Here is a 14519-nt window from a genome sequence, read left to right on the forward strand (position 1 = left end):
AGGATCTAGATAGTCAGGTGAACGGATTGTCTGGCGCTTCCAGTCGGGTGATTTCCTCGATCACGTCGAAGTCATCATCAAACGAGTACAGATACTTGATGTCTTCCCGCTGCATGTACGCAACAATCGTCGCGTCCCCAAAGGAGAGTCCTTCGTAGGTCTGAAAGAGGGTGACGGCGCTGGTGAAGTCCTTTTGTGCCGCGTGGAGGACTTCGAATCCAGCAGACTGATTCAATCGCTCATACGTCTCTACTGCCATCCCGTGGCGCTTCCGGTTGTGGATCCAATTGAGGGTTTCGAGAGCAATGTAGTTCGTCACTCTCCCTGTCGGGAGATCACCGTGATCCATCCCACGGACGATTTCCATGGCACTATCGTGATGCTGGTCATCGGTATCCGCCATCCCGATGAGAACGCCTGTATCGACGACTGCAACCGCCATCAGTTGTTCTCGAAGAAGGCAGGATCTCCTTTGTGCCCGGCGAGGTCGTGCGTTTCGGACCCGCCACCACCCATTGGCACCGGCTCAAAATCGTCGAACGCCCCGTAGCGTTGCTTGACAACCTCTACAGAGAGGTTTCCCTCATCGTCCGCATTCCAGCGGAGTTTGTCTCCCGGTTCGATGTCGAGCCGTCGGCGGAGCGACGCCGGAATCGTGACCATTCCCCGGTCGCTGACCTTGGTTTCTTCGGTTGCCATACTCGGGAGTACGGGCTCTCGCCTGATACATGTTGCGCCTCATGTGGGTAGTGATGGTCCGTGAACCATAGGAGTGCGCCAACACCCGGCACCGGTCTTCCGAAACCTACGCCGAAAGACCATGAGTACAAAACAATCTGCAGCCCTTGAACCTGCCGAGACGGCACAGAAACGCGCACAGGCCGAACAATTTTCCGTCGACGTCGATGTGCTCCCGGAATGGTCGAAGTGACCAACGAAAGCCACGACAACCCCGCAGACCACCAGTACACCGTCGCCATCGACGACTTGACCGAGAAACTGATGGCCTGTACCTGCCCGCACCACGTTCACCGGAACGCCTACTGCAAGCACATGGCCGCCGTCGAAAACGCAACCGACGACGGAACGCTCGACGCCTTCCCATCGGAGGACAACGAAGACGATGCCGACTCCGAAGACTGCGACTGTGACGGTCTCAATGGCTTCCCGTGCTGGCCGTGTGTGCGAACGGGACGGACGGAACTGCCGAACTAACCACTGCTTCAGCCCGTTTTATCCATGGCGCACCGACTAACATTCTCGGAGATCACCGACCAGCGAACGCTCACGGAATCCCAAATTAGGAATGAGACTATTAGAGTTTAGACTATAGTAGTTTCACCACTAACTTCGAAGCACGTCCATACTCCGTGTATCATATACCGTTCGTCTACAAGAGCGACGATTCAACGAACGTCACTTTGACGTTCCACCCGGACTCGGTGACGTCATTGGTAAACATCTAGATCCAATAGTCGACCCAAAGGGGATGCTCGTTTGTTCTCTCCGGACACAATTACCGTTTCCCACTGAGCACTTTCGCCGCTGTCAACACGGGATCCCAGGTTGTATTGAATGGTGGCGCATACGCAAAGTCGTAGTTCGAGAGTTCGTCAACTGTGATGCCTTCGGTGACTGCACCGACGAGAGCGTGGCTGCGGTGGACGGCACCTTCGCCGTACTCGGAGACGAGACTTCCACCTAAGACACGACCAGATGGCCGGTCAACAGTAAGTGTCACTCGCACCGTCCCTCCCTCGGGATAGTAGCCAGCACGTGACTTCGCGTCAATTGTCTCCGTCATCGGGTCGAAGCCAGCCTCGCGGGCCTCATGGTTAAGCACCCCAGTGCGAGCAGCCTCGACGCTGAACGCTTTGACCGCAGCTGTCCCTGCGACATCACCACCCTCGGTCGGGGTACCAGCAACTGTCTGGCCTATTGCTCGACCATGTCGGTTCGCAGTTAATGCAAGAGGAATGTACACCGGCTCACCAGTAACAACGTGCTCGGCCTCCGCACAATCGCCTGCTGCATACACGTCTGGAAGATTCGTTGCTCGATATCGGTCGGTCGCGATTGCGCCCGTGTCGCCAAGTTCGATTCCGGCACCCTCAGCTAGCTCCGTTCGCGGACGGACACCAGTTCCAACGAGTACCATCTCAACGGGAACCCGATCGTCAGTTGTCACAACTGCTTCAACTGCATCACTACCATCGAGTTCTTGCACTTCTGTGTTGAGATAGACTGCTACGTCTTGGTCATTGAGATGGTCAAGGACAGTCTCACTCGTGGCCGTACTAAACTGTTTCAGCACTCGATCGCCACGCTGGAAGAGATGTACCTCAAAATCGTTTGCGGCGAGCGCTTCTGCCATTTCGATCCCAATATATCCACCGCCGACGATGCCGATGGGCCCATTGCAGCTTTCGAGGAGCTGACAGGAAGGCCCACGGTCGGGTTGTTGGAGGTTCCCGTCGCTCCGTGCTCGACTCACGTACTCGCGTAAATCCTTCCCATCGGACATCGATCCAAGCGTGTAGACGCCCGTACGGTCACGCCCATCAATCGGGGGTGTGACTGCAGCCGCGCCAGTCGCCACAAGCAAGTGATCGTACTCCTGTATCACCTCTCCATCATCGCCGCGTGCCGTCACGGTTCGAGTGTTCGGATCAATATTGACGACGTCGTGTCCCGTTCTTAGATCGATATCCCGTTCCTCCCGAAACTGTTCAGGTGTGACCGAGACGAGATCCTCGAGTGACTGAATCTCGCCTTTAATGTAGTATGGGAGGCCACACGCTCCGTACGAGACCCACTTCCCCCGCTCGAACACAACGACGTCGAGATCTGGATTGTCGCGTTTTGCCTTGCTGGCTGCCGACATCCCGGCAGCGTCACCACCAACGACAACGAATGTGCTCATAAAGTTGACTTAGCGGGAATAGACATAAACAGGATGTACGTGTAGGTTCGATTTCACATAGGCGGCCTACGAACACCATGGTGGGAGCAATTCAGTTCCACCGTCCGGCACGAACTCATTCACGCCTGGCAGTACCACGAGCTCGACGACGCGGATCACGGTTGGACGTTCACCCGCTGGACGGACGATTTCGATACCTCGCAGCACTGCGAACGGTTCACTGCGCCAAAGTGGTGGCTCGTCTGCGAGGACTGCGGCGGTCGGATTGCCCGCCATCGGCGCTCGAAGACTGTACGCAACCCGGAACAGTACCGCTGTGGTGAGTGCGGTGGGTCACTCCATGTCGAGGAGAGAGACGGCCACTGACCAGCTCTCGTTTAAGTAGTTCTCGCGACAAGGAGAAAATACGAGGAAGATTTTCGCGAGTTGCAGTGTTCTGCATGAGTCTGTTCTATCCCTCTTGCTCGGACTTTGAGCCTGTAGTGGATTAGTCGATTATACTAACCTCTGTATTTCTACTTTTCTCCGGCTGGCGATGATCTACGATACTTTGCTCGGTAGTATCGGCGGTTACTCCGTGTCACTCGTTAATCCGTTCATCCGGATGCAGGCGATAGACAGAATGGAGTCAGTCTCCGTACGTAGTAGGCTCGGAGACAGTAATACAGCCGTCACTAGCAACCTCGACGCGATACTGATTATATCGGAAGGAAACACTCCCCTCGCTATCCCGTGAGTGCCCGTTGACTTCCGGCCCGAAGAAGCCGTCTTCAATCGCGACGATATCTACACACTCGTATAATAAACAGGGGATAGCGTATTCGCTCCTCAAATCTATCCATTTCGTATCTAAAGCCTCAAGACGGTCTTCGAGAAACTAGTACTTGTGATTACGGCGATGTCGGAAGACAACGACTTCACATTCGACGATTTGAGCGTCGTCATGGGAACGTACAACGAAGCGGCTGCGATCGAAGCAGTTCTAACCGACATCGATGCCGTAACTGACGGCAGAGCAGAGGTCGTTTGTGTCGACGGATCGGACGACCGAACCCCAGAGATCGCTCGTGAACACGGTGCACGGGTGATTCGACAGTCACCACAGGGATACGGTATTGCGGTTCGCGAAGCTCTCTCGAACGCCTCTCGACCAGTCATCATTACCACAGACTGTGACGACACGTATCCGATGGAGCGGTTACCGACGATGCTTGATGCGATCAATTCGGGGTACGACGTGGTAAGCGGCGACCGCCTCTATCACGGCGCCGATGCGATGCCGAGGATGAACCGCCTAGGAAATCACGCGTTCGCTATCCTTGCAAGCCTCCTTGTGGGTCGGCGTGTTCACGACGTGACCACAGGGATGAGAGCGTATCGCCGCGACGTGATCGAATCCATCGACTGGACAGAAAACACCGGGCTCTCCGCGGAACTCCTCCTCCGACCGATCGAGCGACAGTACGATGTCCACGAAATTCCGATCGAATACGGAAAGCGACGCGGTACGACTAAACTCGATCCAATCTCGGGAGGGAGGGAAATCGCGATTTCTATCGTCAAAGTAGCGCTAGAGGAAAAGTTGCGGCGACTACAACGTGTCCGAGACGTGATCGGCGGCTTTCAGAGCTAGCGCGGCGATCGTCAGTGTGGGATTCATCGCCCCGCTGGTAACGAACACGCTGCTCGACGAGATCCAGAGGTTTTCGAGGTCGTGGGTTCGCAACGACGAATTCACGACGCTTGTGTTCGGATCGTCGCCCATTCGCGTCGTCCCCATGTGATGAAACGCCGGTCCAGTGGTTTCGGGTCCAACCGTCCACGTCACGTCCACGCCGAGTTCGTTCAGGATCGCCCGCTGCAGTTGGTTGGCTCGTCGAATCGTTTGTTTCGACCGTCGATCGACGGTCCACTCGACCCGAGGAACCGGGTTCCCGTGGTCATCCGTCGTCGAGTGATCGAGGGTGATGCGGTTTTCGGCTCTTGGAAGTTGTCCGACGAGTCCACCCATAGCGATGTGATTCCCGTACCGTCTGCGAAGGGTTTCTACTAACTCATCACCCCACGAATCACCCGTCAGCGCCATCTCCACGGGGGACGGACCGGCGTAGTTGAGGAATTCGAGTTTTATCGGGCCGATATTGGCGTCGCTCCCCGGGATTTCACTCTCTGTTCCCTCCGTCCGCTGTCCGGGGTCGTCGTAGAACTGATGGCATTCGCTGGTGAGGAACCCAACGTGGTTTTGGCGGGTTTCAGTGTCCAGGGTCCCCCCCATTCCGACGAACAGGTGGTCCATGAAGTATCGACCGACGAGGCCACTCGAGTTGGCGAGCCCGTTCGGATAGCGCGACGATTCCGAGAGCAGTAACAGGCGGGGCGTCTCGACGCCGCCGCAGGCGATAACGAAGGCGCGCGCCTCCTGTCTTTGGGTCGTTCCGTCGGGAGTTGCGTACACGGCTGCTTCGATTCGATTCCCCGATGAATCGTGCTCTAAGCGTTGAACGGGTGCGCGGTCGATGATTCGGGTGCCTGCTTCCTCCGCCTTACGTACGTGAACGGTGGCACTGTACTTTGCACCGGACGGACAGACCGGTTTACAGGTGCCGTAACCGACACAGGAGCTCCGACCGTCGTACCGCGTCGAATTTCGAGCGTTCGGGACGGAGTGCATCGTGACACCGAGGCGTTCGCAGGCGTCTGCAAACAGCGAATCGCTGTACGACGGTGGGAACGCTGGCTGTGGAAACGGCCCGTCTCGTGGCGGTGAGAACGGGTTGTCGAGTGCCCCTGCTAAGCCGAGTTCGTGTTCCGCTTGCGCATAGTAGGGAGCGAGGTCAGCGTAATCGATCGGCCAGTCGGCGGCAATGCCGTCGCGCGTAAACCGTTCGAAATCGCGTTCGTGCAACCGCATCACCATCCCCTGCCAATGGAGCGTCGAACCCCCGACGCCCTTGACGCGGGCATGATTGAGCGGATATGACCACTCTCCGGCCGAGGTGAACGCGTCACGGTCGCCACCCATGTTCCAGACGGACGGCGAATCGAACACCGGTCGAATGGCTCGTTCCATGCGTTCGAATCGGTCTTCGGGGTCGAACCGTTCTCCCGCATCCAGGACGATGACGTCTCGACCACGGTCGGCGAGTTCGGCGGCGAGTAACGACCCCGCCGGACCAGAGCCGATAACACAAACGTCGGCACGCGGATCGGGAGTCCGGTCCGTCACTGCGGCCTCCGCTGGTAGCTTTCGGTACCGCCGGGATGTCCCTGCGGGTTCTCGATACCGACGAGTTTCCCACCAGTCGGGGAGGTGTAGAGTGCGTACAGGAGTTCGTTAATTACATAGTACCGGACGCGTTCGACGTCATTTCCTTCCGGGTCGGGAGCGACCACATCCAACCCCATCTCCGAAAGCACCCCTTCTCGCGTTTCCGCGTCGAGGTCGCGATACGGGTCTCCGTACCAGGTTCGTGCGTATTCGTCGAGCGTGTCGATCGCTTCGACGACCCCCCGTTCGTACTCCTTTCGTCCGTGAAATCGACCGACGACATACGTTTCGACGAACTCCGAAACACCCGAAACTCCGGACGGATAGAGCACCCGAGCGACGGCTTCGAGCGTAGCTGCATCGCGCCGTTCGAAGCCACCGTCATCCATCTCGGTCCACCGAAGCACCGCAGTGCCGCCGAGAACCGTCCCACTGGCCGCGAGCGCTGCGAGTGCGTCGCGTCGCGTGAGTTCCATCGGGAAGAGGTTAGGAAAACCTAAACTAATGGTTTTCCATCCCCCCTCTTCGCGTGAGTCGCGTTCGTCACGAATCGCGTTTCCACCGACATATCGGATCCCGTTTCGTTGGGGATGAACATCGCTTCGCCGCCACAACGTCGCGGGTCTCGACAGATTTCGACGTAGGGAGTCAGCGCGCGCACCGTTCCGTTCGAGCGTTCGACGGGCATACGTATCCGGTAATCGAATCCAGAGTCGCCGCCGTAGTGGACAAACGCCGTCACTCGAACGCTGTCTCGCATTCCCACCGGCAGAGACGTGTTTCCGACCGGTTCGACTTCGCCCTCGAGATGAGCACTTCGTCCGGTAGTGACGATTTGGAAAGCCAGCGTATCGCCGGGGTCGTCCGCTACATAATAGGCGTACCCTCGGTCGGTAGCGACGCGGAGGGAGACGTGCGTGGCACCGGGGGGAATCCCCAATTGGTTTTCGAGAGCGACCTGTCCTCCGTGGACGACTCGAACCCGTTGAAGCTTCGCGTCGACCGGAGATCCGGAATACGGATTCCATTGTCCTCGGTACCCGTATCGATAGAGTGTCCGGTCGGGAAACGAGTCGATGACCGCGAACTGGTTTTCCTGTAACGCGTAAACGACGCGACCGTCGAAGTTTGGGTTATTGCGAAGGGTTTGAAACGGGTGGTTCATCCAATCGCCGTACGGCGTCGGGAGAAACACGAGTGCATCGTCGAACGAACGGTTTTCGAACGGTTGGTAGCCACTCCCGAGTCGCGCCGAGACGGCAGTGTTCTCTCGAAGCGGGTCCGCGACGGTGACCGCCGCCGTTCCGCCGACCACTGTCGCCGAGACGAGGAGAGCGGCCGCACCGATTTGGCTGGCCCGGCGGGGATCGAATCGCTCGGAAATGAGCCTGTCGAGTACTTTCATTCCCGCGATGACCCCGTACGCGGCAAACGCTGCCGTCGGAACGAGGAGGTCGAAGTGATAGTGTGGCCCGTAATATTCGATGAGTCCGTCGTCCGGGACCGCGAGAGCGCCGAGAATGTTGAGGTTCCCCCAAAAGAAGACGTTCCCCGCGATCACAGAGCAGACCAGTCCCGCGAGTACCGCCTTTCTAGCGTCCCAGTTGCGAGAAACGAACAAAGAGGAGACTCCTCCGACGGCGAGTACGGTCCCAAGCGGCCCCGCGACGACCCACTCTCTAAACAGTGAAGCGACGACCCGCGCGTTGGCTTCGAGTGCGAGTGTCGGCGTGTACATTCGTTCGTAACCGCGAATCGCGCGATGACCGAAACCGAGGCCGTCGTGGGGAGCAAATGCCTGATAGGGGAACAGCCAGGGGGTGCCGGTTATCAGTGCGTTGTAGCCGACGGCCACCACGACCCCGCAGAGGCCGAACGTGGCAGTCGTCATCTGTCGCACTACCACGGATCGGTCTCTGCCCCTAAGCGTCCAAAGCGCGTGAACGACGAACGGCGTAGCGAAGAGCACGGCGGTATAGGGCCGCGAGAAGAAGGCGGTACCGACGCAGACGCCTGCGAGTGCGCCGTAGTCGAGACGGCCGGTGCGATCGGCCCGAAGATACGCGAACGCGAAGGCGAGGTTCCAAACGGCCGTGGGCGCATACGGGAGGAACAACGCGGATTGAATCAGAAAGAGCGGGGAGAGGGCGAAAAAGAGGGCTCCGAGAACGGCCGTCCGACGGTCGAAGACCTCGGCGACGACGCCGTAGGTCAATCCGACATTCGCGGCGGCGATGAGTGGAAGAGAGAAACGGTAGTTCCCGAGCGCTTTTCCGAGGGCGAACATCGCGGCCGGGACGGGCGCGTACTTCGGGACGAGCACCGATCCGCTCGGGGAAGCTCCGTTCGACTCGATGAAAAACCACGGCTGGAACGACGTCTCGACGGGCGGCCGAAGGGCGAGCGTGCCGTGGAGCAACATTCCTGCCTGCTGGAGATACACAGCTTCATCGTGGTTGGTCGAGTGAAACGGGAACACACTGACGACAATGGCGAAGACAGCGACGGCGACGAGGACGGAGAGCGCGCCAGCGAGACAGGTGTGCCGGTGGACCATGACTTACTCAGCGGGATACCAAGCAAGCGTGTGGTCGGCGGTGAGATCCACGTTGACACGGTTGTCGAGACTGAACTCGGTTGCGTGGTTGTGCTGACAGTGGACGATCTCGCCGGTATCGAGTTCGACCTCGTAAACGAACGACGGGCCGGTATACTGTCGATTGATTATCGTCCCATCGCCGATTCCCTCGGTTGGAACCGCCTTCAGGTCGTCCGGTCTGACGAGGACGTCGAGTCGGGCGCCGTCGTACTCGTCGGAGAGGCCGTTCAGCATCGACCCGGTGAGTCGGCCGATTCCGGTCTCAATGGTGCCGTCCTCGAAACGACCGGAGACGAACCCGGCCTGGCCGAGGAACTCGGCGACGAATCGTGATTCGGGGTGTTCGAACACGACTTCGGGACGACCAATCTGTTCGATGCATCCGTCGTGCATGACGGCGACACGGTCGCTCATCGACAACGCCTCCTCCTGGTCGTGAGTGACCGAGATGGCCGTCACACCCGCCTTCTTCAGGATGCGGCGGACCTCTTCGCGCATCTCAGTTCGCAGACGGATGTCGAGGTTCGAGAACGGTTCGTCGAGCAGTAACACCGCGGGCTCCGGGGCCAGCGAGCGAGCGAGCGCAACCCGTTGCTTTTGCCCGCCGGAGAGTTGGTCGGGCGTACGGTCCGCGTACCCGGCGAGGCTCACTAGATCGAGCAAATCGGCGATTCGTTCGTGTCGCTGATCCTCGCTGGCGTCAGTGAGGCCGAACGCGATGTTCTCCGCCACGGTGAGGTGCGGGAAGAGGGCGAAGTTCTGGAAGACGAGGCCGATGTCACGGTTCTCGGGTGCGAGAAATTGCCTCTCGTCCGCGACGGTTTCGTCATCCACACGAACCGTTCCGGCGGTCGGGCGTTCGAGACCCGCGATCAGACGCAGGGTCGTCGTCTTCCCACATCCGGACGGCCCGAGCAGCGTGAGCAACTCACCGTCCCGAACGGACAGTGAGATGCCATCGACGGCGGTTTCCGAACGGTACGACTTCGAAACATCGCCGAGTTCCAAAACCGAGGGTGGCGTCGGGTCCGCACGGTTCGAATCCCCGGTCGTCGTGACATTCGACTTCGTGTATTGTTGCTCATTCGACATTGTATCGCTCCTTTGCGAGGATTACCACCATGGAGAGGCCGGAGATGGCGACGAGAACGAGCGCCGGTATCGCTGCTTGCCCATAGTACCCTGCACCCCTGACGAGCCAAATGTAGGTTACGATCGTATCAAAGTCCGTCGGGTGGAGCATCAGCGTGGCGGGGAGTTCGCGCATCGTCGTGAGGAAGACGAGCGCGGCCCCGGCGGCGATACCCGGCGCGATCAGCGGCAGCGTCACGCGACAGAAAGCGACTGACGGTGGGTGGTCGAGCGTCCGTGCCGCCTCGATCAGCCTCGGATCGACCTGCAGTACCGACGATCGGACGGTGCCGACCGCTTGCGGCAGAAACCGGACGACGTAGGCGAACAGGAGTACTGGAATCGACTGATATAACGCTGAAACTTCCTGTGAAGCTGAAACGAGCGCGAATCCCAGGACGATACCCGGAACGGCGTACCCGACGTACGTCGCACGGTTCGCCAATTTGGCGATTCGGGCGTCGCTCCGTGCGGAGAGATATCCCACGGGCAGCGCCCCGACGACACAGGCGATCGCGGCCGCACCCGCAACGACCACCGTATTGAATGCGAACGTCCACTCGAAGGTGAAGCCACCGCCGTAAGTCGACTCCGGACGGAACAGCCACATGACGAGGATTCCCAGCGGCACGACGAGCGTCATGAAGGCAACCGCCGCACAGAAGACGACTGCGGGCAATTTCCAGACGCCGAGTTCGAAGGTTCCCGATCGGCCACCACTTCCGATTCTCGTTTCACCGGCGTCGCCGAGCTGCGATTCGAGCGCGAGCACCGCGACGGTGACGACGACCAACTGCAACGACAGCAGTGCAGCAACCTCCGGGTTGAAGGCGTTCGACTCGACGAAGATAGCCTGCGTGAACACCTCGAATCGCATTATAGCGGGCGTTCCGAAGTCGGAGAGCGCGTACAGGGCGACCAGCAACGCACCTGCGCTGATGCCCGGGACGAGCTGCGGAAGAACGACCCGTCGAAACGCCGACAGACGTCCATGATTTAACGTCCGGGCTGCCTCCACGAGTTGGCCGTCTAGTGACATCAACGCCGCCCGTGTCGTCAGGAAAACGTACGGATAGACGAACAGCGTGAGCACGAGCGTCGCCCCCGGGAATCCGTATATCTCCGTAATTCGGGTGACGCCGAGCGGTGCGAGGACGTTCTTGAGAACTCCGTGAGGTCCGAACGCAGAGACGAACGCGAACGCGCCGATGTAGCTCGGAATCACAAGCGGAAGTGCCGCGGTTACAGTCCAAAAGCGACGGAACGGGAGGTCGCTTCCCGCTGTTAGAACCGCGAGTGGAACTCCGAGGAGGAGCGAACCGGCGGTGACGCTCGCGACGAGCGCAACACTGTTGAGGAGGATATCTAGATTTCCTCCGCTCACGAGCGTCGAAACGGCTTCGTTCGCCCCGACACGGCTCGCTCGAGCGAACACCCAGAGCATTGGGGAGAGAACGGCCGCGGCGATGGCACCGGCGACGAGGACGAGCGCAGTCGAGGGACCCTCCTCGTCGTCCTCGAACCCGTCGGTCGCCGCGATGTACTCTCGAATCGCCATCAGAGAACGCCGACCTCCCGCATGAGTCCGAGCGTCGGCTCGAGATCCGAAAGTTTCCGGAGGTCGATGCTGGGGGGTGCCAGTTCGTCGATACCGGGAAGGCCACCGACAGGCGGGACGCCCGGAATCATCGGATAGGCGTACGTTCTCGTCGCGAAGAACTCCTGTGCTTCGACCGAGAGCAAGTGGCGTACGAAGTCGATAGCCAACTGCTTTTTCTCGGTTCCTTGAAGGATTTCAGCACCGGCGACGTTGACGAGTGCTCCCGCGTCGTTCTTCGTGAACGCGAGATCGACGGACGCGTTCTTTCGGGACGCTTTCGCGCGAAGGACATAGTAGTGGTTGGCGAATCCGACGTCGACCTCCCCGTCCGCAACCGCGTTGGAGACGAACCACTCGTCTCGATATCTGCTCACGCCCTGATTTTTCACCCCTCTGAGCCACTGCTTCGTCTTTTTCGGCCCGTCGATGAGACGCATCGCGGTGACGAACGCCTGAAACGCCTCGTATGTCGGTGCCCATCCGAGCGTGTTTTTGAACCGCTCGTCGCGGGCGAACGCAAAGATGTCGTCCGGCAACTCCGACGCGGAATACTTCTTCGTATTGTACGGAACGCTCCGGGCTCGGCCAGCGACGCCGACCCACGTGTCGTTCTGACCGTGGAACTCCTTCGGAACCGCCTTCGTCGCCTCGTTCGGCAGCTTCACCGTGGCACCCTTATCGGCGACGAAGCCGAGCGACCCGGCATCGACGGCGAGGAACACGTCCGCGGGGCTACTGCCTCCATCTGATTCCTCCGCGATGCGCTGGGCGAGGTCACTCGACGATTCGATACGGTGGTCGACCTCGAAATCTGGATAATGAGACTCGAGTAGTTCGATAAGTTTGAGATACAACCCACCTTCGCCACCGCCGAGATACAGCGTAAGCGTCCCCGAAAGATCGGGGAGGTCTTTTATCGTGGTACCCGATAGTTCGGGACGGCTCTCGACGAGCGGACCAGAACCCCGGAAGTCGGATAGCGACACTTGTTTGGGCTTCTTGGATTCGCTACCGGAGAGAAATCCTGTACATCCAGTAAGGGATCCGAGCGCCGTCACCCCACTCAATTGCAAGAAATGTCGACGTTCGACGGCGGGTCGTTTCATATAGTAGTTTAGGTAGGCCTAAATAGTATATAGCTGTCGATTTTCGGTTTAATCGTCCGCGAGGAGGCGACGTCGATCGTCGGCGAGTTCGGCGAGACAGTCGAGCCAATCCAACATAAACTCCCCGATCTGATTGAGGAATGCACCGTTATTGTACGTGCTCCAATCGCCGTCCGCAAGCACACCCGCCATCGCGGCAAACACCTCGGCGTAACTGTCCGCACCGGTGCCGACGTCGTCGATGAGGCGCCAGAGGTGTTCGTTGAGTTCGAGGCCGGGAGCCTCGTTTACGAGGTCGTCGAACGTCGGGCGTGATGCCTTGTTGTGCTCGCATAAGGGGTATCCGGTAAGTATCTCCTTGTCGAGAACGCTTGCCGCGTGCTTCAGAAAGACACCGCTCCAGATATCGTCAAACCGACCGACGTTCCACGGGTTATCGTCCATCGGGAGCTGATAGAACGCTGGAATGATCTCACGTTTGAACGCGAGATTCATAGAGCACACCGTCAGATACTGGTTCCTCTCTGCGACGAAGTTACCATCGTAATCGGCGGCAGCGATCCGCGTTTGTGCCTGGCCCTGCAGATCGCCGTCCATCAATATTCTGACTGCATCAAGGTCCGGAACATTTGTCCAGAGGCCCTGTGAGGCGACGACGTCGTTGACGTATTTCGTTCCCACCGTGATCGTCTCGTCCATCGCTGCGTACGGGTACCCTCGCGGGTACAAACCGTGTCGCTCTGCGTTCTGATAGAGGACGTTTACCCAACGCGAATCGGCTCTCACACATTCAACTTCACCTTCGAAGTCGAGATTGGTCATATGGGTGCCGAAGTAGTCGAAGTCGGGGTGCGGGAGGGTGTCATCGTCGATGAACAGTCCGTAGGAAAAGTCGTTCGCCCACATGTACAACAATCCGAAACTCGTCTGCGCATGGCTCGCCTCGGGGATAAGGTGAAAGTATTCCACAATTTCGTTTTCTTCGAACCAGCGGCGGCGACGAGTTTCATCGAATACCTCGCCTTCGACAGCTGCATCGTTGAGCATCGTTCGCATTTCTTCGAGCGGACAGTGGTCCTCGGTGATGAGTACGACATGCAATCGGTCGAGAGCGAAATCGTGTCTCCTCGCATTTTGAAAATACGAACGGAGACACTCGAAATCCCGAATGGTAGGTACGATCAGACAGACGTCGGGGGTCATCGAACAACTTCGTGTCTTTAGGCGAGCCTAAAAACACTGTCGCTTTGAATCCGGATGAGGGTGATAAAGAGCCGAAGCACCGCTCTCTCAGAGTGCATGTACAGGAGTGTTAGCGGGTTTAGCAGCAAATCACTTCCCACTACCGGTGGCGACAATAACAAGAACTCGACCGACAAGATGCCACTCGGAATCGATCCAAAGTGGCCCAACTGCCCATGTTGGTTCATACAGTTCAGAGTCGACGCGAAGGTCGGTCATGTGCTTGTAATATTCTTGTGCTGTTCTTACTTGGGCTAATGAGCACTTACTGAATTCATGGCCAGTCACACGAGTATACCAGTGAAGGCGATGCCATTGATGGTCATCGACGAGAGCCACGATAAGCTCGCAGCCCACCGGTACACAGTTTCCACCGACGACATGATCAAAGACCTGATGGCCTGCACCTGCCCGCATCACGTCCACCGGAACGCCTTTTGCAAACACATGGCCGCCGTCGAAAACGCAACCGACAACGGGACGTTCGATGCATTCCCGTCTGGAAAGAGCGAAGACGATGCCGACTCCGAAGACTGCGACTGTGACGGTCTCAATGGCTTCCCGTACTGGCCATGCGTGCGAACGGGACGAAAGGAACTGCCGAACTAACCACTGCTTCAGCCCGTTTTATCCATGGCGCACCGACTAAC

The 14519-nt window shown here is 58.6% G+C and carries 16 protein-coding genes; 4 read left to right on the forward strand and 12 right to left on the reverse strand.

All coding sequences use genetic code 11. The annotated features are described in order from the left end of the window. Positions 1-13 precede the first annotated feature (13 nt). Positions 14-442, reverse strand: coding sequence for a type II toxin-antitoxin system VapC family toxin (locus ACN2TU_RS18315; RefSeq protein WP_435157372.1), 429 nt, complete (start codon positions 440-442; stop codon positions 14-16). Beyond that, entirely contained in the window at positions 442-699 is a 258-nt protein-coding gene (locus tag ACN2TU_RS18320; protein WP_435157374.1) for an AbrB/MazE/SpoVT family DNA-binding domain-containing protein, read from the reverse strand. Before ACN2TU_RS18320 ends, ACN2TU_RS18315 begins: the two co-directional genes overlap by 1 nt. Positions 700-918: 219 nt before the next feature. Here ACN2TU_RS18320 and ACN2TU_RS18325 point away from each other — a divergent pair, with 219 nt between their 5' ends. Further along, complete coding sequence (locus ACN2TU_RS18325; protein WP_435157375.1) at positions 919-1215, forward strand: SWIM zinc finger family protein; 297 nt, start codon at positions 919-921, stop codon at positions 1213-1215. Positions 1216-1516: 301 nt separating this feature from the next. On the opposite strand, the gene ACN2TU_RS18330 is transcribed toward ACN2TU_RS18325, so the two are convergent. Next, positions 1517-2923, reverse strand: a complete 1407-nt coding sequence (locus ACN2TU_RS18330) for an FAD-dependent oxidoreductase (protein WP_435157377.1) — start codon at positions 2921-2923, stop codon at positions 1517-1519. 66 nt (positions 2924-2989) lie between these two features. Then, a complete protein-coding gene (locus tag ACN2TU_RS18335) occupies positions 2990-3199 on the reverse strand; it encodes a hypothetical protein (protein ID WP_435157379.1) in 210 nt (69 codons plus the stop codon). Between ACN2TU_RS18335 and ACN2TU_RS18340 the strand changes: the two genes are divergently transcribed. Then, positions 3188-3289 carry a hypothetical protein gene (locus tag ACN2TU_RS18340; protein WP_435157825.1) on the forward strand — a complete coding sequence of 34 codons (102 nt, stop codon included), beginning with the start codon at positions 3188-3190 and terminating at the stop codon, positions 3287-3289. The genes ACN2TU_RS18335 and ACN2TU_RS18340 overlap by 12 nt on opposite strands. Positions 3290-3551: 262 nt before the next feature. On the opposite strand, the gene ACN2TU_RS18345 is transcribed toward ACN2TU_RS18340, so the two are convergent. Further along, positions 3552-3755 carry a HalOD1 output domain-containing protein gene (locus ACN2TU_RS18345; RefSeq protein WP_435157380.1) on the reverse strand — a complete coding sequence of 68 codons (204 nt, stop codon included), beginning with the start codon at positions 3753-3755 and terminating at the stop codon, positions 3552-3554. Between the two features lie 66 nt (positions 3756-3821). Between ACN2TU_RS18345 and ACN2TU_RS18350 the strand changes: the two genes are divergently transcribed. Beyond that, positions 3822-4556, forward strand: coding sequence for a dolichyl-phosphate hexose transferase (locus ACN2TU_RS18350; RefSeq protein WP_435157382.1), 735 nt, complete (start codon positions 3822-3824; stop codon positions 4554-4556). On the opposite strand, the gene ACN2TU_RS18355 is transcribed toward ACN2TU_RS18350, so the two are convergent. The 7 genes from ACN2TU_RS18355 to ACN2TU_RS18385 are packed head-to-tail and all read right to left on the reverse strand — an operon-like array spanning position 4515 to position 13830. Further along, positions 4515-6149 carry a GMC family oxidoreductase gene (locus ACN2TU_RS18355; RefSeq protein ID WP_435157384.1) on the reverse strand — a complete coding sequence of 545 codons (1635 nt, stop codon included), beginning with the start codon at positions 6147-6149 and terminating at the stop codon, positions 4515-4517. The genes ACN2TU_RS18350 and ACN2TU_RS18355 overlap by 42 nt on opposite strands. Then, positions 6146-6667: a gluconate 2-dehydrogenase subunit 3 family protein gene (locus tag ACN2TU_RS18360; RefSeq protein ID WP_435157386.1), complete on the reverse strand. Its 522-nt coding sequence runs from the start codon at positions 6665-6667 to the stop codon at positions 6146-6148. The genes ACN2TU_RS18355 and ACN2TU_RS18360 overlap by 4 nt, the downstream gene beginning before the upstream one ends. 20 nt (positions 6668-6687) lie before the next feature. Next, entirely contained in the window at positions 6688-8748 is a 2061-nt protein-coding gene (locus ACN2TU_RS18365) for an ArnT family glycosyltransferase (protein WP_435157388.1), read from the reverse strand. 3 nt (positions 8749-8751) lie between these two features. Next, positions 8752-9882 (reverse strand): ABC transporter ATP-binding protein, encoded by a 1131-nt coding sequence (locus ACN2TU_RS18370; RefSeq protein ID WP_435157390.1) that lies wholly within the window; start codon positions 9880-9882, stop codon positions 8752-8754. Then, on the reverse strand, positions 9872-11479 hold the full coding sequence (locus tag ACN2TU_RS18375) for an ABC transporter permease (RefSeq protein ID WP_435157392.1): 1608 nt from the start codon (positions 11477-11479) through the stop codon (positions 9872-9874). Before ACN2TU_RS18375 ends, ACN2TU_RS18370 begins: the two co-directional genes overlap by 11 nt. Further along, a complete protein-coding gene (locus ACN2TU_RS18380; RefSeq protein ID WP_435157394.1) occupies positions 11479-12627 on the reverse strand; it encodes an extracellular solute-binding protein in 1149 nt (382 codons plus the stop codon). Before ACN2TU_RS18380 ends, ACN2TU_RS18375 begins: the two co-directional genes overlap by 1 nt. Positions 12628-12675: 48 nt before the next feature. Then, the gene (locus tag ACN2TU_RS18385; protein WP_435157396.1) at positions 12676-13830 is read right to left on the reverse strand and encodes an alpha-1 4-glucan-protein synthase; all 1155 of its coding nucleotides are present in this window, start codon (positions 13828-13830) and stop codon (positions 12676-12678) included. Between the two features lie 348 nt (positions 13831-14178). On the opposite strand from ACN2TU_RS18385, the gene ACN2TU_RS18390 reads away from it, so the two are divergent. Next, positions 14179-14478: an SWIM zinc finger family protein gene (locus tag ACN2TU_RS18390; RefSeq protein WP_435157826.1), complete on the forward strand. Its 300-nt coding sequence runs from the start codon at positions 14179-14181 to the stop codon at positions 14476-14478. The last annotated feature ends 41 nt before the right edge of the window (positions 14479-14519 follow it).

It is taken from the genome of Haladaptatus marinus (genome assembly GCF_051194195.1).